The sequence below is a fragment of the Streptococcus parasanguinis genome, assembly GCF_001074805.1.
In the GTDB taxonomy this organism is placed as follows: domain Bacteria; phylum Bacillota; class Bacilli; order Lactobacillales; family Streptococcaceae; genus Streptococcus; species Streptococcus parasanguinis_A.
The window spans coordinates 37,820-59,629 of the sequence record NZ_JUPI01000007.1 but is presented as its reverse complement, the minus strand read 5'-3'; the positions used below and the strand labels follow the sequence as shown (position 1 = coordinate 59,629).

Here is a 21,810-nt window from a genome sequence, read left to right as displayed (position 1 = left end):
GTGCGGAGGTGGGACAACGAAATCGAATTCTAACGAATTACCGATTTCTGTCCCACTCTCTTTGAGCTAGTAAGATGATTAGGTAGGCCGCAACATAGCGGCTACCGTCCAATGATTCGGTGCTTTAGCACCAATCATTGGTATCAGGTTACGACGCGAAAAAGGGAGGAACGATGCTTTCCTCCCTTTGAGCTAGTAAGACACTACGGCAAGACACCATGGTGCTTGCCGTAGCCTAATGAGGTGCTTTAGCACCCATTAGGCTAAGTGTGTTACATCATCCCACCCATCATGCTTGGATCCATTCCTGGTCCTGCTGGGGCTGCTGGTTCTGGTTTGTTGGCTACGACTGCTTCGGTCGTCAAGATCAGACTCGCTACGGAAGCGGCGTTTTGAAGGGCTGAACGGCTCACTTTAACTGGGTCGATGATTCCTGCATCAATCATATTCACCCATTCACCTGTTGCAGCATTGAAACCTGTTCCGACTTCGGCATTTTTCAAGCGATCAATCACAATAGATCCTTCGTAACCGGCATTGTGGGCAATTTGGCGAACAGGTTCTTCCAAAGCACGAAGAACGATATTGCGTCCGGTCGCTTCATCCCCTTCTAATTCAAGGGCTGCGACTGCAGAGATAACATTGACAAGAGCTGTACCACCTCCGGCAACGATTCCTTCTTCAACGGCTGCGCGAGTCGCATTAAGGGCATCTTCGATACGGAGTTTCATTTCTTTCAATTCTGTTTCTGTTGCAGCACCAACCTTGATCACGGCAACGCCACCAGACAATTTAGCCAAACGTTCTTGTAATTTTTCACGGTCAAATTCAGAGGTTGTGGTTTCGATTTGTGACTTGATGACCGCCACACGGTTAGCGATCGCTTCTGGGTTACCAGAACCTTCGACAATGACGGTACTGTCTTTATCAACTGACACTTTAGCTGCTTGACCAAGCGCTTCAATGGTTGCATCTTTCAATTCCAAACCAAGATCGTCTGTAATGACTGTACCACCTGTCAAGATGGCAATGTCTTCTAGCATGGCTTTGCGGCGATCACCAAATCCTGGTGCCTTGACAGCTACGACATTAAAGGTACCGCGGATCTTGTTCAAGACAAGTGTTGGAAGAGCTTCGCCATCGACATCATCTGCGATGATCAAGAGTGGACGGTTGCTTTGAAGAATGCTTTCCAACAATGGCAAGATTTCTTGGATATTTGAAATCTTCTTGTCAGTAATCAAAATGTATGGATTTTCAAGGTCTGCCACCATTTTTTCATTATCAGTGACCATGTATTGTGAGAGGTAACCACGGTCAAACTGCATGCCTTCAACGACTTCCAGTTCTGTTTCCATTCCACGAGACTCTTCAATGGTGATGACCCCATCTTTGCCAACTTTTTCCATGGCTTCAGAGATGTACTCACCGACTTTTTCAGAACGAGAAGACACAGCAGCTACTTGAGCAATGGCTTCCTTGCTCGATACTGGGATCGCATTGTTTTTCAAAGCTTCTACTGCTGTTGCAACAGCGGTCTCAATCCCACGACGAATGCCAATTGGGTTAGCTCCTGCAGTGACGTTTTTGATCCCTTCACGGACGATGGCCTGAGTCAAGACCGTTGCGGTCGTTGTACCGTCACCTGCGATATCATTGGTCTTAGAAGCCACTTCTGACACCAATTTGGCACCCATATTTTCGAAGTGGTCTTCCAATTCGATTTCTTTGGCGATGGTCACACCGTCATTTGTGATCAATGGAGAACCAAATGATTTTTCAAGAACCACATTGCGTCCTTTAGGGCCTAAAGTAACTTTCACTGTATCTGCTAAGACATCGACACCACGAACCATTGCAGAACGTGCATCTGATGAAAATTTAATATCTTTTGCCATTTCTCTTACCTCTTTCTTCTCTTACTCTACAATTGCAAGAATGTTTGATGTTCCAACGATTGTGTAGGTTTCTTCCCCATCTTTAACTTCAATTCCTGCATGGCTTTCAACCAAAACTTGGTCTCCTGCTTTTACAGCCGGGGCGATGAGTTCACCACTTAGGGTACGCACGCCTTCACCAACAGCCACTACTTCAGCTGTTTTTGTATCGGCCTTGCTCGCACCTGCGAGGACAAAACCTCCAACAGTCTGTTCTTTTTCTTCTACTTTTAAGACCACACGGTCTCCTAATGGTTTTAACATGTTCATTCCTCCATACGTGTTTTTAGCACTCTTCGCACCCAAGTGCTAACTTATGTTTCTATTGTATCACTTGGTCAGAAATAGTCAAGAAAAAAACACCTCAAAAATAGATGAGATGTTTCTAAAATTTCAATTTAAAATTGTCAATTTTTGATTGAAATCATCGATCACTTTTTGAAGATTGATCCGCCCACGGTAGATACCATATCCAAAAACAATCATGCCTAAAATTCCAATCAAGGCTAGTAAAATCCCGAGGATCAAGAGTGGGAGGAAACTTTTGTGAAAGAGATAGATCAAGACCACACCAATACTGGCAATGATAAAGAGTAAGCTAAACCAACGACCAAGATTTTCAAGCATGTGACGTTGGTACTTGATTTCTGTTTCATATCCATTGACAAGTTCTTGTTTTGTAACCATGGGATTCCTCCTGATAAAAATTGAGAATGAAGTGCAAGTAAAGGAGGTCCATTCACTTCATTCTCAAAAACTCCTACTAGCAAATTCGTTTTTTCTTTACCTTAGTATTTAAGATGTGGGTCAAAGATACCAAGGGCAACACCAATCAAAGCAACTACAACGAGAAGTAACATGACTTTGTTTGGTGAAATTTTTTTCTTAGACATCAACCACCAGCAAAGAGTGATGAAGGCCGCTGTCAAGAGACCTGGATAAACACCATCAATCTTTTCTTGGATGTTCAAGAAGACTTTTCCTTCAGAATTCTTGAATTGAAGGGCTGTTGTAACAGATACCCAAGTAGCCGCTACGGCACCGATAACCATACCACCGACAACGCTGATCGCTTTACGAAGAGCTTGTCCTTTTGGTCCTACAAGGAATTCAACGGCTTTATCCCCTAATTGGTAACCTTTGAAGAAGGCAAAGCGCATACCAAAGTAAACCAAGAGATTCCATACGACGATGTAGAAGAGAGCACCAGCGATGTTCCCACCCTTAGAAAGGCCAAGGGCAATCCCTAAAAGAACGGGAATCAAGGTACCAACGACCAACGAGTCACCAATACCAGCGATTGGTCCCATCAAACCGGCACGCATACCGTTGATGGTTTCGCCATCTACTGCATCTCCGTTTGCACGCGCTTCTTCCAAACCAGCTGTGATCCCTACAACAAGAGATCCAAGTTGTGGTTCAGTGTTGAAGAAGGCCGTATAGGTTTGCATCGCATCTTTTTGTTCTTCTTTGGTGTCATACATTTCTTCTACGATTGGAAGCATAGAAGTCAAATACCCGAAGGTTTGCATATGTTCTTGAGAGAAACAAGTCAAATGACCATAATACCAATGATGGAATGCTTTTGCTAATGTTTTCTTTGAAATTTTCTTTCTATCAGCCATTTTAAATATCCTCCTCATCATCGTCTAGGTCCACCACTCCGGCTGGAGCAGCTTTCATCGATTTGATCACTTCAAGTTCATAGTAGATTACTGCAAAGATTAATGAAACAACGGCACTAGCTACCAAGTTCAAACCGAGAGATTTCGCCAAGGTAAATCCAACAAAGAATGGAATAAAGTCAGTTGCTTCTGTAACAATTTGTTTCAACAAGATGGCAATACCGACACATGGGAGGAGAGCACCGACTGTAAAGAGGGCTTTCATCCAGTAACCATCCATAGGAAGGTATTGTTTCATCAAATCAACCATGTTTTCACCATATTTGGTGATAATCATTGTTGGAAGGAAAGAGAAGAGGAAGTGAGAGATCCAAGGGTAAACCCAGTCAACTGCGTAGAGTTTTTTGAAGTTTCCTTCTGCAACGGCTTTCCAACCAATATGTTGCCATACCAAGTTCATAGTAGCGGTACCGTAGAAAAGAACGGTACCGATGGTCCCAACGGCTGCACCGATTGGTGCTGCAGCTGCGGCGATTCCAGCTTCATCTGTGATGTTATTGGCATGCACAAACAAGATAGCAAGAGGAATTCCGATATAAGAGATAGCCCGCACATCGGCAGATACGGTACCACCAGGTGTTACCAAGGCGATATAAACGACTTGAAGGGCAACCCCAACCATAATACCAGTTGTCACATCTCCAAGAATTAAACCTGAAATCAACCCACCGATCAAGGGACGACCGAGTGTATAGTTCCCGATACTGGTACCTCCCATACCAGGCATTGAAGACAAGCTGGCGAAAATACCAAGCAAGATTGCTTGAATCCATGAAATTGTCATAACAAACGCTCCTTTTGTTTGTAAGTATAGTTTAGTGACGAAGAGCTAGGATGCTCTCCCCCCTAGAATCCGAATTTTGATTTAAAATCATCCCAGTAACCGATGGAAACATCTGGCAGCAACTGGAATTTCACCTTGTAGCCTGCTGCTTGAATGGCTTGGAAGGCTTCTGCTTCTTCCTGAGTGATGGATTGGTTATTTCCCAATTTTACAGCTCCAGGACGATCATTTGCAGGGCCAACAATGATTTCTTTAACATCACCTGGGACAAACCCTTGGTCGACCAAAATTTCCTTCATATCGATTGGATTTTTGGTAATCAAGAAGTAACGACTATCTGATTCTGTTACTTTTGCTGATTTTTCTTTAAAAGCTTCCTTTGTCCATACAAAGGTTTTCTTGTCTGATGCGCCTTTGTAAGCTTGGATCAAAACCTTGTTTGATGCTGCCGCATCATTTACGGCAATCAAACCATCACATGGTTTTTCCTTTGCCCAGCGTGTGACTGTTTGACCGTGAATCATGCGGTCATCAATCCGTACAAATGTTACTACCATAAGGTACCTCCCTATTAAATATCGTCATCATCTTCTTCAGCACCAGCGGCTGAAATTTCAAAAGGCTGTAGTGCAGATCGTGCTTCTGATAAGATGGTGGCTGACAAATCGTCTCCATCCAACACATCCTTCATCACAACTGCCGTCAAGGCCATGGTAAGGTTCATCCCACCAAGGATCAAGGCTCCATCGAGCTTTCCAGCTTCTTCTAGAACCGTGGCTGCAGTGGTTAATGGACTACCACCTACGATATCTGCCAAGACCAAAACAGAATCATCAGCTGTCAATCCTGAAATGCTCTCTCTGAAATCAACTGCGAAGTCATCGACCGATTTTCCTTCTTTGAGTCCAACTGCGATGACCTGATCCAGCTTGTCACCAGCAAACATGGCTAGTGATGTTTTTAGACCTTCTGCCAGTCCACCATGACTGACCAAAATGAGGTATTTCATTTTGCTACGCCTCCTTTATTTGACTCTATTGTAGACTATTTGAAAGCGCTTTTACATTGTCAAATGTCACATTCCCAATATGACATTTAGCAATAAAAAAATGACATCTGTCACTTGACAAAATGCCATCTTATTTTACTCTAAACTCCTACCTGTAGACTACTTTCAATCTCCCTCTGAATTTGAGGCAAGCGGTTCTCGACATCCTGATCGCGCAAGGCATTGCCAATCAAGTAGTCCAGCTTTTCTAACACCTCTTTTGAGACATTTTTCGGACTACTTTCAACAGCTTGTTCCATGATGCGGTTCAAGGTCTGATTGGTCAAGGAATCTGTTCCAAAATCATCCACCTGCAGAAGGTTTTTACTAGAGCGACTCTTGACTACCTGTGGCATGACAGAGATCCCTTGGGATTGAGCAAAGAGGGTTTGTTGAATGTCTGGATCCTCTGTCAAAACTTGCATCAGCTCCCAAGCCAACTTGGAATGAGAAGTCCGAGCGGACATAGCAAAAGAAGTCGTCGTGACTAAGGTTGCCTTGGTCGTTTTTGACTTAGCAGGCATCGGGATACAGGTCCAGGTGAAGTTTGAATATTTTGAAACGTGGTAGGGATAAGGTTTATAGGTCCGATATTGGGCCAAGGTCATGGGATAGAAGGCGACTTTTCCCTGGTCAAAATCTTTGGAGCTCACCTTGTAATTTTTATTTAAATCTTCCAATTTTTGAAGAAAAGTCAAAGACTCTTTGACTTTTGGAGCTGTCAGCTTGAGCATGCCTCCTTGGAAGAGATGACCTCCATTTGCCGCCAAGGCTTCTTTCCAGGTGTATTCTGTGCTCCCAAATTGGTCCAATTGCCCATCTCCATTGGTATCTTTGGTTAGTTTCTTGCAAATCGTATAGAACTCTTCAAGGGTCCAACCTTCTTTAGGAACCGCGATGCCTTCTTTATCCAAGAGATCTTTGTTGACACACATCAAAATCGGATTACTTTCATAAGGTAAGGCATAGGTTTGCCCCTGATAGACACCTGATTCAAAGGCAACGGGGTAAAAGGCAGCTTGATCTTTTCGATCCATATAGCCGTTTAACTTTTCTAATACGCCACGCGCCGCTAATAAGGAAAGATCTTGCTCAGAGACCATAAACACATCTGGTGTCTTTCCTGAGACAATCTTTTCAGAGAGCCAGTCTGAATAATCTGACTGCGGGATCCCATTTTCATACTCCACACGAACGTGGGGATGAGACTTTTCAAATTTTTCAATCGCACGATCCAAGGCATGGGAACGTTGACTGGTCGGCACATCCCAACTAGAACCTGCATAAAGGCCGATATGGAGCACAATTGGCTGCTGTTTCCACCAATAGAAACCCGCACTTATACAGAGCACAGAAAGGAGTCCAATTCCCCAAGAAAGATACTTTTGCTTCAATTTCATTCCGAATTTCCTTTTGAAAAATCACGTCTGGTCACTCCTGTTTGGACTGACCAGATCGCTAATTGCGTTCGATCTCTTAGGTTTAATTTCGCCAAAATCGTTGATAAGTAATTGCGCACGGTTCCTTCTGACAAGAAGAGTTTGGCCGCAATTTCTTTATTGGACTCCCCATAGCCAACTTCTTGGATAATGCGCCATTCTGTTGTGCTCAAATCCTTGACATTGTCCTCATCTACAGCAATAGAGAAGTTGGTTTTGGCCATTTGTGAGAAAATTTGAAAGACTTTACTAGCGATATTCGGGTTGATCATTGCTCCGCCTTGATACACCACCTTAATCGCTTCATAGAGTTCCTCTGTCGAGGCTCCCTTTAAAAGATAACCTGAAGCACCATACTTGAGTGCACTATAGATAAATTCATCATCGTCAAAGGTCGTTAAAATAATAATTTTGATATCCGGATAGTGCTCTTTGACTTCTTTTGTTGCCAAAACCCCATCCATGCCTGGCATCCGAATATCCATTAAGATCAGGTCAGGATGTGTCTGTGGAATGCTAGACAAGACGTGATTCCCATCTTCCACTGTGGCCACCACTTCGATATCGGGGTGGGCTGACAAAATAATTTTCAGAGATTCTCGAATCAAGGCCTGGTCATCTGCCACCATTACTTTTATCACCATCTCTATCTCCCTTCTTTATATTTCGGTAAACTGACGTGCGTGAAAAATCCATCGCGGCTTTCAAATTGAATCTGTCCTCCTAGGATAGAAATTCGTTCCATCATCTGCTTGAGCCCATAGCCATAGGTCAAGGTTTCAAACCCACCCCCATTGTCCTGCAACTCGATCAGATAATCTTCTTCGTCCTCAAAAAAATGAAGACTCATCTGACTGGCATGGCCGTGGCGAACCGCATTGGTCATGGACTCTTGGATGACACGAAAGATCGTATCCTCAATCATGACATCCATATCGACATCAATCCATTCATAGTGTAAATCAACCTGCAAGTTTGAAAGCGCCTGATACTCGCGGATCGTCTTTTCTAAAGCATCTTTGAGGGTCCGTCCCTCAAGAGCTCCCGGTCTAAGACGGTTGAGAGAGCCCCTCACATCTTGAATCCCTTCACGGACAACTTCTGATACGCTTTTCACTTGCTCCTTTGCCCGATTGGGATCGATATCAATCAAGACTCCGACAGCATCTAAACCGGCTGAGATCCCTGTTAGCGCGTGCCCCAAGGTATCGTGAATCTCCCGAGCAATCCGCTTACGCTCCCGATCTTCTGCAATCTTCTCAGACAAGGCCATATAGTTATTCAACTCCGTATTGACCTTCGAAACCATGGCCAACTCTTCTTCAACCTCGTGGTTTTCTGCAAGAACATTCATAATATAGAATAAAAGCGAAATAATAAAGAGCACCATATTCAAGGCATAGAGGGAATTCTTCATGAAAAAGGCTAGGATTCGGATAGAGGCAGGGTAAAAATGAATATAGACATCAAGAGAAGGAATCGGAAAGAAAAGGGAAAAGACGTCTGAATTGGTCACGAGGAGCATCAAGAAACTCACTAGGATAAAAGCAAACCAATACTTGCGGTCTCGCTTGGTATTCAACTCTTTGGAACCATAGAAGATATCCGCAAAAACCAAGAGAATCAGCCCGTTATAAGCTACATTTTGGACCCACATCAAGAGCAACATCAGGAGGATCTCCAGAATGTTCCACTTATCAAAAATGGACCATCGACTCGTTTGAGACCGATAACGACTCATGGAAATCAAGGCAATCCCAGCAAATAAGAGTGCAGACAACCAAAAAGTTGTAGAGGGCGCAAAAGGAATGCGCTCTAAGCGTTCTACTAATAGGGAAGCTTGTCGTTGAGCAATGATATAATTGGTTGCTTGAAGATAGATGATACTGTTGAGCATCACAGCGATAAAATTCACGACCATCAGAATGGCCAAACTGTATCTCACACCTCTAAATTTTCTCATTACTGCCACCCATTCACATCAAATTGATCGATGTTTTCCTTTGTCATCATCTGAACCGGAATGGTTATTTCTTTTTGGTAGCTCTTCCCAGCCGTCATATCTTGGATGACCTCCATCACGCGGTCTCCCATCTTCAAAGGAGACTGGGCAACGGTCCCCTCTACATCATCGGTCGAGTGTAGCAAGGCTTTCATATCTGGTGAGCCATCAATCCCATAGATCGCAATGGGATGGGTGATCCCTTGCTCCTTGATGGCCGCTAGAGCTCCAATAGCTGAGCGATCATTCAGAGCGACCAGGGTATCGATATCCACCCCTGACTGCAAGAACTTCCGGACAGCTGGCATGGCAATCTCCGTCTGACCCTTGGTTTCTAGTTCCGAGATAATCTCATATGACCCATATCCTTTGATGGTATCCTTAAATCCCTGAATCCGCGTATCTGCTGAAACAGTCCCCTTATGCTCCAAGAGAAGGATCCGAGCATTTGAAGAGCGTTTCATCAACTCTTTCGCAATCAAGACTCCTGCTTGGTAGTTGTCGGAGACAATGCTGGCATCCGGCTTAAAATGCTTGAGCTGGGTATCAACTGCAATGATCTTAATTCCTTGTTTTCTAGCTTTTTTAAGAGCCCTTAAAATGGGCTGACTATCCCCTTTAACCGGATTAATCACAATCACATTTACTTTTTGGGCGCAAAAATCATCGATCTGCTGGCTCTGCCTTTTTTCGTCCAATTCTGGATCTCGGACATAAACAAGAGCCCCTTTCTCATCGGCAATTCGACTAATTTCCGAATGAATACTTTTATAGAACTCATTGTTCATGGTCATATAGGTAACACCGATCTTGGTCTGTCCCTTCATGCTACTGGTTTGACAAACAGCATAGATCCATAAGAGGATGCAGGTCACTGGAATCAACAGTAGAACCCGTTTTATCAGCCATTTCAACCGTTCTTTTCTCTCTTCTTTTCCTTTCAAGCTCCGTTCCTTTTCTGAATTTTTTGAATATATATTAGTTTATTTTACTACTTTTTCAAAAAAAGTGCTTGTTTTTATTGTACAGATGGATTTATTTGATTCATTTTAAAAAGAGTCGTTCCCGAATAAAATCCCTCATAAGTATCAAAAAAGCTAGTCTATGAACGAACTAGCTTTCTTTTTTACTTCTAAAAGGGAAGATCTTCCTCTTCTAAGATAATATCGGCCAAATCTCCTGTTCCACCATTTTCACGCATAGCCCGCTGAGCCCGACTCTCTAGCAACTGAAAACTTTGGCAGAGGACCTCTGTCACATACTGCATGACGCCATTTTTCTCGTAGCGGCGCGTCCGAATCTCTCCATCCAAAGAGATCAAGCTTCCTTTACTGGCATAACTAGCCATGGTTTCAGCCAATTTCCCCCAGACAACGACATTGACAAAATCAGTCTCTCGCTCCCCGTTTTGGTCCTTGTAGCGACGATTGACCGCAACGGTCACTCGGGCAACGGATTTGTCTGTGCTGGTTTTATGCAATTCTGGAGCCGCTACTAGGCGACCGATTAAAATAACTTTATTATACATCATTTACCTCCTATCTATTTATTCGAAAAAATTTCAAAAAATGGAGGTGGCAAACCAAAATCAAAAAAATCTAGGATTCAAAACATCCTAGATTCTTTCCTTATTCGTGCCAGTGACGAGCAGGATCAAAAGGTGTCCCTGCTACTTCTGCGTCATCTAATTCAATAATGCCTCGTTTTTGAGGAGCATTTGGCAAGTGCAATTCGCGCGGACTGCACATCATCCCATAGCTTTTTTCTCCACGAAGAGCCCCTGGGAAAATCAAGCTACCATCCGGCATCATGGCACCTGGAAGAGCGACAATGGTCTTGAGTCCCACTCGCGCATTTGGAGCCCCTGCTACGATCTGAACTGTCTTGTCTGGTCCAACTGCTACCTGGCAGATATTCAAGTGGTCACTATCTGGATGGGCCACCATTTCAAGGATTTCGCCGACCACAAATTTTGGTTCCTGATCATTGACCAATCGTTCTGCGAAGCCTTCTGCTTCCAATTCTTGATTTAAACGAGCTACTTGCTCATCTGTCAAAAAGACTTGGCCCTTACCTTCGATGGCGAAGAAAGATGAGGCATCAAAGATATTCCAGGCAACGGTTTCTTGGTTGTCCTCACGGTAAACGCGAGCCACTTTTCCTTTTCTCTCCACCGCGAGCTTTGCTTCTCCACTATTTTTCAAGGTCAGCATCAATACATCGCCGACTTGTTCTTTGTTGTATGTTACAATCATGTTTTTCTCCTATTTTAATCCTGCTAAGAATGCTGTAATCTGCGCTTTGGTTTTCCGATCCCGATTGACAAACCGACCGATTTCCTTATCCTTTTCCAGAACCACCAAACTAGGGATCCCATAAACATCCCAGACTTTCGCCAGATCCAGATAGGCATCTCGGTCAATCAAGATAAAGGTAAATTCGGGATTTTCAGCCTCAATCTCCGGCAAAAAAGGCTTGAGGTAACGACAATCCCCACACCAGTCGGCTGAAAAGACAAACACTTTCTTGCCATCTTGCTCTACGTATGAAGCAATTTCTTCTAGAGAATTTGGTGTAATCATAATTTTTCCTCTTCGTAATGCAAGAGACCATCCTCATAGACAAAGCGGTAATGGCGCTCATCTTCAAAAATGACACCACCTACTAAGCGCTCTTCACTAGACTCGTAGAGTTCCACGTACAGGGTCGCAATCGTCCCCATGGCTTCCATTTGCTCCCGTACTTCTGCTACCAATTCTTCTTGGGTACGAAGACGCTTTTGATCTTTGGCAATTTTATAAACACCGGCCGCAAGAGCTCCTGCACTTGCTACAGCCAGACTAGACAAAATAATTTTTTTAGCTTTCATAGTGCCTATTGTAACACAAAATAAGCAGAGGGACAACGGTCTAGGCTGGATCTCTCCCTCCGCTTTTAGAGACTGATTTCCATAATAACGCTACCATCCTTGTAGAAAAAGTGTTAAAATAGCATCAGAAAGAAGGTAACCTATGACTGATTTATTTTCTAAAATCAAAGAAGTAACTGAAATCCCTGCTATCTCAGGTCATGAAGCTCCTGTACGGGATTATTTGCGCCAACAATTGACCCCTCATGTGGACGAAATCGTGACAGATGGTCTCGGTGGGATCTTCGGGGTCAAACACTCAACAGCAGCCGATGCTCCTCGTATCTTAGTAGCTGCCCACATGGACGAAGTTGGTTTTATGATCAGCGAAATCAAAGCTGACGGAACTTTCCGTGTTGTCCCAATCGGAGGTTGGAATCCGATGGTCGTCAGCAGCCAACGCTTCAAACTCTTTACACGTGACGGACGTGAATACCCTGCTATTTCAGGATCTGTTCCTCCTCATTTGACACGTGGAACAGGTGGACCAACCGTACCTGCCATTAGCGACATCGTCTTTGATGCAGGCTTTAGCTCTAAAGCCGAAGCTGAAAGCTATGGAGTCCGTCCTGGAGATACCTTGGTCCCAGATAGCTCTGCGATTCTTACTGCTAATGGTAAAAACGTCATCTCTAAAGCATGGGATAACCGCTACGGCGTCTTGATGGTCAGCGAATTGGCCAAGAGCCTTTCCGGACAAGCCTTAAACAATGAACTCTATGTAGGGGCCAACGTTCAAGAAGAAGTGGGACTTCGTGGAGCCCACACTTCAACCACTAAATTTGATCCTGAAATCTTCCTTGCTGTAGACTGTTCGCCAGCAGCCGATGTCTTTGGAGACCAAGGAGCGATTGGGGAAGGAACACTGCTTCGCTTCTATGATCCAGGTCACATCATGCTACCAAATATGAAGGATTTCTTGCTCACTACGGCTGAAGAAGCGGGCATCAAATTCCAATACTATTGTGCCAAAGGTGGTACCGATGCAGGTGCAGCACACTTGAAGAACGGCGGAGTCCCATCAACCACTATTGGTGTCTGTGCACGTTACATCCACTCTCACCAAACCCTCTATGCCATGGATGATTTCTTACAAGCGCAAGCCTTCTTACAAGCATTGGTTAAGAAATTGGATCGCTCTACAGTTGATTTGATCAAACACTATTAAACAACATCGATCTGAAGCCCCGTAAGGGGCTTTCAGATCGAGGATAAAATCCTCTTAAAAACTTTCCTTAGGTGAGTACGGACGTCTGCGAACTTCTCCGAAGTTCCAAGACTAATTATTGAGCCTGAGGTCTCAATAATTCCGAGTGCCTAAAACTGAGTCGTTTCAGGCACTTTTCTCACAGCGGAAAGTTTAAGTGCACCCTGCAATGACCTTAATAGACTACCTCATTTTATTTGTTTAGCATCACTTAGGTCATTTTATGTAAAAAATATGCCTGAACAATCAAATTCTATGATGTCTAACCTCATCTTAGGAAAGTATCTTAGAATATTTTATCTTCCATCTGTTTTCTGATATAATATGAAAGAATGAAATGGTAGGGAACGGAACACTCATCCTTGGATTTGTGTGGCAGACCCTTCCCTTATATACAGGAGTTTTACATGAAAAAACAAGCTTTTAGTTCTGAAAAGTATTTGAACTTGCAACGTGACCACATTATTGAGCGGATCAACCAATTCGATGGCAAGCTCTACCTTGAATTTGGTGGTAAGATGTTAGAAGACTTTCACGCTGCTCGTGTCCTCCCTGGATACGAACCAGACAATAAGATCAAGCTGCTCCAAGAATTGCGCGACCAGGTGGAAATTGTCATTGCCATCAACGCCAACAACATTGAGCACTCAAAAGCCCGTGGGGACCTAGGAATTTCTTATGACCAAGAAGTGCTACGCTTGATCGACAAATTCAATGAATTAGGGATCTTTGTAGGCTCTGTCGTCATCACCCAATATGCTGGACAAGCAGCAGCAGACGCCTTTCGCAAACAACTGGACAAGAGCGGGATCGCCTCTTATCTCCACTATCCGATCAAGGGCTATCCGACTGATATGGACCACATCATCTCTCCTGAAGGGATGGGGAAAAACGACTACATCAAAACTAGCCGCAATTTGGTCGTTGTGACAGCTCCTGGACCTGGTTCTGGTAAGCTGGCAACGTGTATGTCCAATATGTACCATGACCAATTAAATGGGATCAAATCAGGTTATGCCAAGTTTGAAACCTTCCCAGTATGGAATCTTCCTTTGCACCACCCAGTTAACTTGGCTTATGAAGCAGCGACTGCAGATCTAGACGATGTCAATATGATCGATCCCTTCCACCTCCAAACCTATGGAGAAACAACGGTCAACTACAACCGCGATATCGAAATCTTCCCTGTCTTGAAGCGCATGTTGGAACGCATCTTAGGAACCTCCCCTTACGCTTCTCCAACAGACATGGGCGTCAACATGGTTGGCTTTGCCATTGTGGACAATGACGCTGCGATTGAAGCTTCGCAACAAGAAATCATCCGTCGCTATTACCAAACCATCTTAGATGTCAAAGCTGAACGCGTCGGTGAAGGAGCTGTCAAAAAGATTGAGCTTTTGATGAATGATTTGGGCATTACGCCAAATGATCGGAAAGTAACCGTGCTTGCCCGCCAAAAAGAAGAAGAAACAGGTGAGCCAGCCTTAGCCCTTGAATTACCAAACGGCGAGATGGTAACCGGAAAAACCTCTGATCTCTTTGGCCCAACCGCAGCCCTCTTAATCAATGCGATTAAGAAATTGGCGCATATTGATAAAGAAACCAAATTAATCGAGCCAGAATACGTCCAACCTATCCAAGGCTTGAAGATCAATCATTTGGGTAGCCGCAACCCTCGTCTTCACTCGAACGAGATCCTTATTGCCCTTGCCATTACGGCTATGACTAATGAAGACGCTAAGCTTGCTATGCAAGAATTAGGCAAGTTGAAAGGCAGCGAAGCCCATTCAACTGTTATGCTGACAGACGAAGACAAGAACGTCCTTCGCAAGCTCGGTATCAACGTCACCATGGACCCTGTCTACCAGTACGATCGCTTGTATCGTAAATAAATCAAGACAAACAAAAACAATCCCTACTCAAGGGATTGTTTTTTTATGAAGCGAAGAAGAGAGATTATTTGACGGCATCCCATAATTGGCGAATGGGCTTTCTTTGAACAGGGTCCACAAAATGAGGAGCAATTTCATTTAAAGATTCTAATACAAAGGCACGTTCTGCTACATAAGGATGCGGCAAGATCAAGCTCGGGCTGTAACAAATGGTGTCCTCCATATAGAGCAGATCTAAATCAATTACACGCGGTCCCCACTTGACCTCACGGACACGCCCCATTTCTTGCTCAATGGCAAGTAAGGTTTCTAGTAAATCCTCTGGGGTCATCCAGGTTTCAACCTCTGCCACCTGATTCAAAAAGGTATCCTGCTCCACTCCTCCCCAAGGTTCCGTTTCAATCCTTGTGGACGTTTGAAGAAGGTGAATGCCTCGATCCTTGATTTTTTCTAGCGCCGTCTCTAGCTGCAGTTGTTTATCTCCCATATTGGTACCAAGGCCAATAAAGGCTCGTTTTTTCTCTCGCTCGATTGTCACCGAACAAGTCTCGAGTGGCAAGGGAACAGGAGCCCAAGGTTTTTTCAACTCCAGACGAACTTTTTCTACAAAGGCATAACTTTCGAAAATCTTTTGCACCAATTGAAAGGCAACCGTTTCAATCAGATCGATCTTTTCTGCCTGCATCCACTCGGTCAACTGTTCCGCCAAGATCCCGTAATGGATCGAAGCATCCAAATCTCCTGTGCGGGCTGCACGGGTCATCTCATAATCCACCCATAGGTCTAGGACAAAGCGTTGTCCCAATTCTTTTTCTGCCGGAAAAACACCATGATAGGCGTATATCTCTAAGTCCTTGATCCGTAATTGATCCACTCTCTTCACCTCTTATAGCCGGCCATTAGTGGCCCATGAGTTTATAGGCTTCATTTTTCAAGTCTTTATCTGTCGCAAGCAGTCCACGTGCAGCAGTTGTCACTGTTGCAGTCCCAGGTTTACGGACACCACGCATGTTCATACACATATGCTCTGCTTCTACCCAGACAAGGGCACCTTGCGCTCCAAGATATTCCATCAAGGCATCTGCGATTTCTACCGTCAATCGTTCCTGAATCTGTGGTTTTTTAGCATAAACTTCGACCGTACGAGCCAGTTTTGAAAGCCCAGCAACACGGCCATTTGGAATGTAGGCAATGTGCACTTTTCCATAAAACGGCAAAAAGTGATGCTCACACATGGAATGGAAGAAAATATCCTTCTCAACCACCATATTGTTATCAATGATTTCAAATGATTTAGACAGGTGCTCTTCTGCCGTCTGTCCTAGTCCTGAAAAGATTTCTTGGTACATCTTTGCAATGCGGGACGGGGTTTCTTGAAGCCCTTCACGGTTCTCATCTTCACCGACTGCCTCGATGATCATTTTTACTGCTTCTTCAATTTTCTTTGTATCCATATCATCTCCTAGTTGAATTTTTCTGTTTTTAATAAATAAGGTCGTACCTGGCTAAGGAAATAGAGCGATCCCGTTACAATGAGGAGCTCATCATCTCCAGCTTGCCAGTTTTGTAGAAATTCTCGCCAGTTGACTTCCTCAAGCTGGTGGTGGTTTGCAGCAGTTGTCATCTCTTCTTGAGAATAGGCTCTTGGATCTTCAAAGGTCGTGAGGATCAAGCGACTATTTTCCAGTTCCTGCCACTGAATGAGCATCTCTTCTAAGGCTTTGGTCCGGATGCAAGTAAAAAGAATGGTCTTTTTTTGACTTGGGAACAATTCTCGAAGACTTGCGATCAAAGGCGCAACGGCATGGGGGTTATGGGCCCCGTCCAGCAAGATCATGGGTTTTTGAGAGATCACTTCCATCCGACCAGGCCAGACAACCTGACGCAAAGCCTTATCTACCAACTCTTTTGACAAGAGTTCACGCCCTTCTCTTTCAAAAAGTACATCACAGATACTGAGAGCAAGTGCTGCGTTTCTGGCCTGGTGATGACCTAAGAGTGCTACTTGATAAGAAGCTTTTTCTCTTTTAGAACTGTGATAAGAAAAGGATTGGCCCGATAGACAAGAGGCTTCTAGCTCAACTTGGTAATCTCTGTCATAGGCTGTTATCGGTGCCTGCTCTTGAATCGCAATGTCTTCAATGACTCGGCTAGCTTCTGCTTCTAATTTCCCTTGAACCAGAGGAATTCCTGGCTTAATGATACCTGCCTTTTCACGGGCAATGGAAGCCAGATCTGGCCCAAGAAGAGCAACATGGTCCAAGCCAATCGATGTGATCGCAGTCAGAACGGGCTGGCAGACGTTGGTACTGTCTAGTCGTCCCCCCATACCGACTTCCATAATCACATAATCCAGCTCCTCATGAGCAAAATAATCGTAGGCGATCGCCGTCATCACTTCAAATTCCGTCAAACCTTGAAAGATGTCTCTTGATTCTTCAGCTTCCAAGAGCTGTTGGTAGCTATCCAGATAGGTTTGCAGGTTTTGATCGGAAATGGCTTCGCCATTAATGGTGATCTGGTCATTGTAATGGATCAGATAAGGAGAGGTAAAGACTCCAACGCGTAAACCTGCCTGACTCAAAAGTTGGGACAAGGTAGCAATGGTAGATCCTTTGCCGTTGGTCCCCGCAACATGAATGACACGACAGTCTAGGTGAGGATTTCCTCTCAACGCCAAGAGAGCTTCCATGCGCTCCAAGCCAAAATGTGGATCCTGCGAACGATAGGCTTCTAGCCAACGAAGATCCAACTGATGTTCTTTTGTCTTCATTTACTTGTATTGTTTTAAATTGGTATCTGCTGCCTCTTGGGCTTGGAAAATGGCTTGGCCCAGACTGGCTGCCATCTTGTGTAGGGGAATATCATGCACTCGCACCACTTCGACTCCTTGACTAGCTGCAATACTCGTCAAATGGCTCGAAGCCAGGTCCCGATTCCAAAAACCAGTCTCCGTTGCAGGATCTGTCTCAAATCCGGCTTCTTCAATAATATTGACCACAAAACGTTTGCGGGAGACCCCTAGAAAGATCGGATACCCCTTTTGGTGAATCGTCCCGAGTTCTTGTAATAAGAGTAGGTTCTCACGCTTGGTCAAACCAAATCCGATCCCAGGGTCTAGCATGATCCGTTCCGTCCGAACACCGGCTTCTTTTGCGACCGCAAGCGAGCGGTCAAAGAAGGTCCACATCACGTCTTGAATCGGTTCTTGAGCCATTGTTTGAAGCTCTGCTTCTGTAAAAGCTGGTTCGAAACCAAAAGTTGGAAAAATAGTGGAACTTGGATGATGCGGTCTTGCCATCACTGGATTAAACATGAGAACTGCGCTGGCTTCATGCTCTGCAACCACAGTAGCCATCTTAGAATCTCCAAGAAAACCAGTAATATCATTGACAATATCGGCTCCAGCTTCCAGCGCTGCCGCCGCCACCTGGGACTTCCAGGTATCCACTGAGATCAAGACATCACTTTCTTTCCGAATGGCTTCTATCACCGGAACCACACGGTCAATCTCTTCTTGAATCTCCACATAATGACTACCAGGTCTGGTTGATTCTCCTCCGATATCCAGGATCTGAGCCCCTTCTTGGATCAGTTTCCTTGCCTGCTGCAAGGCTGCATCCACACTCGTATACTTACCGCCATCAGAAAATGAATCCGGAGTGACATTTAAGATCCCACAAAGAAGGGTCCCTTGGCCACTCAGCCATTTATTATCAATCATTTTCGTCCTCCTTTGATTCCCTTCCTACAGCATGATTGCGAACAAAAGAGGCTAGAACAAATGTTCTAAACCTCTGAGTTCATTCTCCATACAGATTGCTTATTTTTTCTGACCTTCTGTACGAAGATTCTGCATCAAAACTCATTGGTACCTACCATTTTATCATAATTTATCATGGAAGAAAACTCTCAATACTGGCAATAAACAAAGGAGGAATACAGCCGGATAATAATAAGCTAGCGCATTCAAGGTCATATGGAGACAGATGCTATACTCGATCCGCTTGTAGCGATAAGCCACCCAAGTTAAGATCAAGGACATGCCTCCGTAAGCTATCCATTCCCCTAGGGTACTCGGTCCATGTAAGTAAGTAAAAAAGAGAGCACCAGCTAGGTAACCGATCGGTTCTGCTCCTCGAAAGATCAAACGAGGGATGATGGCCCGACAGAGCAGCTCTTCTAGAATCGGAGCGACAAGAATCACGACCATTCCCATAGCAAGAAAAGGAGCATGAGATTGCAGTTCATTTAGAGCTGCTTGATTTGCCGTCGTACCACCTGCCTCTTGTTTCAACAAGGGATAGGCAAGCAAGTTATTAGCCATCAACAAGAGAAGAAAAAGAAAATTTCTCCCCAGAGCCGGCCAGGTAATCACCCGAACATCTAAGTTCTCCAGAGGGCTCATCTTGATGATTCTATAAAAAGCAAAGAGCACCACAACTGTAGCTAAGGCTGTAAAAACAGTAACCGACTCCGCATTCACTCCTTCTTGAAGGGAATAAACCATGGTGATGAGGGGAAATTGGGAGAGAAAGAATAAGGGCACAAAAAGCAGGAGCCAGAGAACATTCTTACATAATGGGTGCTCTCGAACAAAAGACTGTATTTTTTTCAATGGACAACCTCTTTCTTGTATAAAATAAGAAGACTGGGGCTTTCGCCTCTAGCCTTCTCACTTTATTTCAGTTTACTGATTTTTGAAACGTTCAACGTCACGCGCAATCACCAACTCTTCATCAGTTGGAATAACCAATACCTTCACACGGGAATCGTCTGTAGAAATATCTCCGACAACTCCAAAGACGTTCTTTTCAGGGTCGACCTTGCATCCAAACCAGCTGATCCCATTGATAATAGAAGAACGAACGTTTACTGCATTTTCACCGATCCCTGCTGTAAAAATGATGGCATCTGCACCATTCAAGACAGCTAAGTATTGACCAATGTATTTTTGCAAACGATCGATAAAGATATCGTAAGCTAATTTGGCTTTTTCGTCTCCATTGTGCATCGCTGTATGAATATCCCGCATGTCGCTAGAAGATTCAGAAACACCCAGAAGACCTGATTCACGATTGAAGATGCGGCTGATGTCTTCAGGCTTATTGAAATCCTCTGTATGTTCCATCAAATAAGGAATAATCGCTGGATCGAGATCCCCTGTCCGCGTTCCCATCATGACGCCACCTAGAGGCGTGAAGCCCATCGATGTGTCGACAGAAATTCCCTTATCAACCGCTGTAACAGATACCCCATTTCCGACATGGCAGGTGATCAATTTCAATTCTTCTAACGGTTTTCCAAGAAATTTAGCAGCTTCACCAGCTACATACTGGTGACTGGTTCCATGAGCGCCATACTTACGGACCTTATTTTCTGTGTAATATTTGGTTGGAAGAGGGTAACGATAAGCTTTTTCTGGCATGGTTGTATGGAAAGAAGTATCAAATACTACAACACTGGTAATATCTGGACAAATCTCTCTAAAAGCCCGAATCCCAGCTGCATTTGCAGGATTATGAAGAGGTGCTAACAAAGACAATTCCTCTACTTTTCGAAGGACTTCGTCATCTACCAAGGCAGAATCATTGAAGTATTCTCCACCAGCAACGACGCGGTGACCCACGCCTGTAATCTCATCGTAGGATTTGATAATATCAAAGCGAATCAAATCATCCAACAAAATTTTTACAGCTTGTGTATGGTCCTGGATATCTAATACTTGTTTTTCTGAACGTCCATCAAATTTAACAGTTGAAATAGAATCTTTCAAACCGATCCGTTCAATCAACCCTTTTGCAAGAACAGTTTCCTCTGGCATTTGGTACAATTGCCATTTCAAACTAGAGCTTCCTGCATTAATAGAAATTGTTTTCGACATATATTCACCTCATTAAGCGTTTTCACTGTCTCTATTATATCAGATCTTTGATCAAATTTCACTATCCTTTAACCAGTTTTGGAAACTTTCCATGAAGTGAACCACCTGGTCTTGATCCTGGAGATCGGTAAAAGGATAGACAAAGGGCTGAACAGACTCTTCTTCTTGTTTTCGTAAGATAAAAATCGTCTTCGCATAGGCTGGATTTGAAAAGAGAGATTCTGGCAAGGTCAGCATGGCAAGGATCTGAGCCTTGTCTTTCAACCAAGTCTTTAAAAGATCACTCTGAGGACTCGTCAAGAGATTATTGGGTGCTAAAAAGATGGCTACTCCTTGAGGCTTCAAGTATTTCAATGCTTGTTCCATCATGAGGTGATGGGCATAGGTATGCCCTTCGGAGCTCACTACCTGATAGCGCTGTGCAATCGCATCATCTGGATAATAACCAATCGGTAAGTCGCTAACGATCAGGTCACTTTCTTTCAAAACTTGTGGACGCACCGCGTCTCCTTGTGCAAAGACAACGCTAGACTCCATCACATCTGCGATACTAGCAGATAGGTCAATCAAGAGATCATCCACTTCCAATCCTAAATAATCGATCTTGAGACGGCTATTGTTGACAATGGTCTCAGCGAGATTTCCGGTCCCACTTCCCACTTCTAAGACATCCAGTTGGTCGCTTTTGGCCAACTGATCGATCAAAAATGTAATGATAAAACCAATCGCATCTGGGGTGAACTGGTGATTTGCTTGCAAAGGCTCTGTTTGAGCAGCTTTCATAAAAAGGAACTGGTAGGCTCTGCGCCATTCTTCCTTACTTAAACCTAGTTCTTTTAATTTTTGACTATTATTTTTGACAATGTCTAGATCTGTCTTGCCCTCTAAATACATGGCATTTTGCTCAATCAAGGCGTCATAAAAGTTGGTCGACAATTCATTTTGAATACTTTGAGTGTTTTCTAATAGATAGGTATAGGCTTGTTCAATTTTTTCGAAATTCATGATTTCCTCCGCACCCTAT

General features: G+C 44.0%; 24 protein-coding genes. 2 read left to right on the top strand and 22 right to left on the bottom strand.

Features of this window, described 5'->3' with window-relative positions:
- Positions 1–272: 272 nt before the first annotated feature.
- From groL to ADI76_RS00390, 15 genes are all read right to left on the bottom strand, one after another.
- Positions 273–1,898 (bottom strand): chaperonin GroEL, encoded by a 1,626-nt coding sequence (gene groL / locus ADI76_RS00460; protein WP_003004647.1) that lies wholly within the window; start codon positions 1,896–1,898, stop codon positions 273–275.
- A 21-nt stretch (positions 1,899–1,919) separates the two neighbouring features.
- A complete protein-coding gene (groES, locus tag ADI76_RS00455; protein ID WP_041818410.1) occupies positions 1,920–2,201 on the bottom strand; it encodes a co-chaperone GroES in 282 nt (93 codons plus the stop codon).
- 129 nt (positions 2,202–2,330) lie between these two features.
- Entirely contained in the window at positions 2,331–2,624 is a 294-nt protein-coding gene (locus tag ADI76_RS00450) for a hypothetical protein (protein ID WP_031572673.1), read from the bottom strand.
- Positions 2,625–2,725: 101 nt separating this feature from the next.
- The gene (locus tag ADI76_RS00445; protein WP_037617561.1) at positions 2,726–3,580 is read right to left on the bottom strand and encodes a PTS system mannose/fructose/sorbose family transporter subunit IID; all 855 of its coding nucleotides are present in this window, start codon (positions 3,578–3,580) and stop codon (positions 2,726–2,728) included.
- A complete protein-coding gene (locus tag ADI76_RS00440) occupies positions 3,564–4,406 on the bottom strand; it encodes a PTS mannose/fructose/sorbose/N-acetylgalactosamine transporter subunit IIC (protein ID WP_049513889.1) in 843 nt (280 codons plus the stop codon). The genes ADI76_RS00445 and ADI76_RS00440 overlap by 17 nt, the downstream gene beginning before the upstream one ends.
- A 62-nt stretch (positions 4,407–4,468) precedes the next feature.
- Positions 4,469–4,963: a PTS system mannose/fructose/N-acetylgalactosamine-transporter subunit IIB gene (locus tag ADI76_RS00435; protein ID WP_000261775.1), complete on the bottom strand. Its 495-nt coding sequence runs from the start codon at positions 4,961–4,963 to the stop codon at positions 4,469–4,471.
- A 14-nt stretch (positions 4,964–4,977) separates the two neighbouring features.
- Positions 4,978–5,415: a PTS sugar transporter subunit IIA gene (locus ADI76_RS00430; protein ID WP_023919629.1), complete on the bottom strand. Its 438-nt coding sequence runs from the start codon at positions 5,413–5,415 to the stop codon at positions 4,978–4,980.
- A 140-nt stretch (positions 5,416–5,555) separates the two neighbouring features.
- A complete protein-coding gene (locus ADI76_RS00425; RefSeq protein ID WP_049513887.1) occupies positions 5,556–6,854 on the bottom strand; it encodes an ABC transporter substrate-binding protein in 1,299 nt (432 codons plus the stop codon).
- Complete coding sequence (locus tag ADI76_RS00420) at positions 6,851–7,534, bottom strand: response regulator transcription factor (RefSeq protein WP_049513896.1); 684 nt, start codon at positions 7,532–7,534, stop codon at positions 6,851–6,853. The genes ADI76_RS00425 and ADI76_RS00420 overlap by 4 nt, the downstream gene beginning before the upstream one ends.
- A gap of 5 nt (positions 7,535–7,539) precedes the next feature.
- Positions 7,540–8,856, bottom strand: coding sequence for a sensor histidine kinase (locus tag ADI76_RS00415; protein WP_049513885.1), 1,317 nt, complete (start codon positions 8,854–8,856; stop codon positions 7,540–7,542).
- Positions 8,856–9,839, bottom strand: coding sequence for a substrate-binding domain-containing protein (locus ADI76_RS00410; RefSeq protein ID WP_049513883.1), 984 nt, complete (start codon positions 9,837–9,839; stop codon positions 8,856–8,858). Before ADI76_RS00410 ends, ADI76_RS00415 begins: the two co-directional genes overlap by 1 nt.
- A 188-nt stretch (positions 9,840–10,027) precedes the next feature.
- Positions 10,028–10,423: a single-stranded DNA-binding protein gene (locus tag ADI76_RS00405; RefSeq protein ID WP_003004675.1), complete on the bottom strand. Its 396-nt coding sequence runs from the start codon at positions 10,421–10,423 to the stop codon at positions 10,028–10,030.
- Between the two features lie 100 nt (positions 10,424–10,523).
- Positions 10,524–11,150: a YtpR family tRNA-binding protein gene (gene ytpR, locus ADI76_RS00400; protein WP_049513880.1), complete on the bottom strand. Its 627-nt coding sequence runs from the start codon at positions 11,148–11,150 to the stop codon at positions 10,524–10,526.
- A 9-nt stretch (positions 11,151–11,159) separates the two neighbouring features.
- Complete coding sequence (locus tag ADI76_RS00395; protein ID WP_049513879.1) at positions 11,160–11,477, bottom strand: thioredoxin family protein; 318 nt, start codon at positions 11,475–11,477, stop codon at positions 11,160–11,162.
- Positions 11,474–11,764 carry a DUF4651 domain-containing protein gene (locus tag ADI76_RS00390; protein ID WP_003004245.1) on the bottom strand — a complete coding sequence of 97 codons (291 nt, stop codon included), beginning with the start codon at positions 11,762–11,764 and terminating at the stop codon, positions 11,474–11,476. The genes ADI76_RS00395 and ADI76_RS00390 overlap by 4 nt, the downstream gene beginning before the upstream one ends.
- A 142-nt stretch (positions 11,765–11,906) precedes the next feature.
- Between ADI76_RS00390 and pepA the strand changes: the two genes are divergently transcribed.
- Together pepA and ADI76_RS00380 are read left to right on the top strand one after the other, a co-directional pair.
- Positions 11,907–12,971 (top strand): glutamyl aminopeptidase, encoded by a 1,065-nt coding sequence (pepA, locus tag ADI76_RS00385; RefSeq protein WP_014712788.1) that lies wholly within the window; start codon positions 11,907–11,909, stop codon positions 12,969–12,971.
- A 446-nt stretch (positions 12,972–13,417) separates the two neighbouring features.
- Positions 13,418–14,902 (top strand): DUF1846 domain-containing protein, encoded by a 1,485-nt coding sequence (locus ADI76_RS00380; RefSeq protein ID WP_021154294.1) that lies wholly within the window; start codon positions 13,418–13,420, stop codon positions 14,900–14,902.
- A gap of 64 nt (positions 14,903–14,966) precedes the next feature.
- On the opposite strand, the gene folK is transcribed toward ADI76_RS00380, so the two are convergent.
- From folK to ADI76_RS00345, 7 genes are all read right to left on the bottom strand, one after another.
- Positions 14,967–15,776: a 2-amino-4-hydroxy-6-hydroxymethyldihydropteridine diphosphokinase gene (gene folK, locus ADI76_RS00375; RefSeq protein ID WP_049513878.1), complete on the bottom strand. Its 810-nt coding sequence runs from the start codon at positions 15,774–15,776 to the stop codon at positions 14,967–14,969.
- Positions 15,777–15,801: 25 nt separating this feature from the next.
- Entirely contained in the window at positions 15,802–16,356 is a 555-nt protein-coding gene (folE, locus tag ADI76_RS00370; RefSeq protein WP_031572633.1) for a GTP cyclohydrolase I FolE, read from the bottom strand.
- An 8-nt stretch (positions 16,357–16,364) separates the two neighbouring features.
- Positions 16,365–17,675 (bottom strand): bifunctional folylpolyglutamate synthase/dihydrofolate synthase, encoded by a 1,311-nt coding sequence (locus ADI76_RS00365; RefSeq protein WP_049513875.1) that lies wholly within the window; start codon positions 17,673–17,675, stop codon positions 16,365–16,367.
- Positions 17,676–18,626: a dihydropteroate synthase gene (gene folP, locus ADI76_RS00360; RefSeq protein ID WP_049513872.1), complete on the bottom strand. Its 951-nt coding sequence runs from the start codon at positions 18,624–18,626 to the stop codon at positions 17,676–17,678.
- 162 nt (positions 18,627–18,788) lie between these two features.
- A complete protein-coding gene (locus tag ADI76_RS00355; RefSeq protein WP_049513870.1) occupies positions 18,789–19,520 on the bottom strand; it encodes a CPBP family intramembrane glutamic endopeptidase in 732 nt (243 codons plus the stop codon).
- Between the two features lie 72 nt (positions 19,521–19,592).
- The gene (locus ADI76_RS00350; protein ID WP_049513868.1) at positions 19,593–20,786 is read right to left on the bottom strand and encodes an acetate kinase; all 1,194 of its coding nucleotides are present in this window, start codon (positions 20,784–20,786) and stop codon (positions 19,593–19,595) included.
- A gap of 51 nt (positions 20,787–20,837) precedes the next feature.
- Entirely contained in the window at positions 20,838–21,791 is a 954-nt protein-coding gene (locus ADI76_RS00345) for a class I SAM-dependent methyltransferase (protein ID WP_049513865.1), read from the bottom strand.
- Between the last annotated feature and the right edge of the window lie 19 nt (positions 21,792–21,810).

Coding starts and splice junctions, on each gene's coding strand:
- pepA (WP_014712788.1), top strand. CDS start 11,907: ATGACTGATTTATTTTCTAAAATCAAAGAAGTAACTGAAATCCCTGCT.
- ADI76_RS00365 (WP_049513875.1), bottom strand. CDS start 17,675: ATGAAGACAAAAGAACATCAGTTGGATCTTCGTTGGCTAGAAGCCTAT.
- ADI76_RS00425 (WP_049513887.1), bottom strand. CDS start 6,854: ATGAAATTGAAGCAAAAGTATCTTTCTTGGGGAATTGGACTCCTTTCT.
- ADI76_RS00350 (WP_049513868.1), bottom strand. CDS start 20,786: ATGTCGAAAACAATTTCTATTAATGCAGGAAGCTCTAGTTTGAAATGG.
- ytpR (WP_049513880.1), bottom strand. CDS start 11,150: ATGATTGTAACATACAACAAAGAACAAGTCGGCGATGTATTGATGCTG.
- ADI76_RS00395 (WP_049513879.1), bottom strand. CDS start 11,477: ATGATTACACCAAATTCTCTAGAAGAAATTGCTTCATACGTAGAGCAA.
- ADI76_RS00345 (WP_049513865.1), bottom strand. CDS start 21,791: ATGAATTTCGAAAAAATTGAACAAGCCTATACCTATCTATTAGAAAAC.
- ADI76_RS00405 (WP_003004675.1), bottom strand. CDS start 10,423: ATGTATAATAAAGTTATTTTAATCGGTCGCCTAGTAGCGGCTCCAGAA.
- ADI76_RS00415 (WP_049513885.1), bottom strand. CDS start 8,856: ATGAGAAAATTTAGAGGTGTGAGATACAGTTTGGCCATTCTGATGGTC.
- ADI76_RS00450 (WP_031572673.1), bottom strand. CDS start 2,624: ATGGTTACAAAACAAGAACTTGTCAATGGATATGAAACAGAAATCAAG.
- groES (WP_041818410.1), bottom strand. CDS start 2,201: ATGTTAAAACCATTAGGAGACCGTGTGGTCTTAAAAGTAGAAGAAAAA.
- groL (WP_003004647.1), bottom strand. CDS start 1,898: ATGGCAAAAGATATTAAATTTTCATCAGATGCACGTTCTGCAATGGTT.
- ADI76_RS00440 (WP_049513889.1), bottom strand. CDS start 4,406: ATGACAATTTCATGGATTCAAGCAATCTTGCTTGGTATTTTCGCCAGC.
- ADI76_RS00430 (WP_023919629.1), bottom strand. CDS start 5,415: ATGAAATACCTCATTTTGGTCAGTCATGGTGGACTGGCAGAAGGTCTA.
- folE (WP_031572633.1), bottom strand. CDS start 16,356: ATGGATACAAAGAAAATTGAAGAAGCAGTAAAAATGATCATCGAGGCA.
- ADI76_RS00390 (WP_003004245.1), bottom strand. CDS start 11,764: ATGAAAGCTAAAAAAATTATTTTGTCTAGTCTGGCTGTAGCAAGTGCA.
- ADI76_RS00380 (WP_021154294.1), top strand. CDS start 13,418: ATGAAAAAACAAGCTTTTAGTTCTGAAAAGTATTTGAACTTGCAACGT.
- folP (WP_049513872.1), bottom strand. CDS start 18,626: ATGATTGATAATAAATGGCTGAGTGGCCAAGGGACCCTTCTTTGTGGG.
- ADI76_RS00435 (WP_000261775.1), bottom strand. CDS start 4,963: ATGGTAGTAACATTTGTACGGATTGATGACCGCATGATTCACGGTCAA.
- ADI76_RS00445 (WP_037617561.1), bottom strand. CDS start 3,580: ATGAGGAGGATATTTAAAATGGCTGATAGAAAGAAAATTTCAAAGAAA.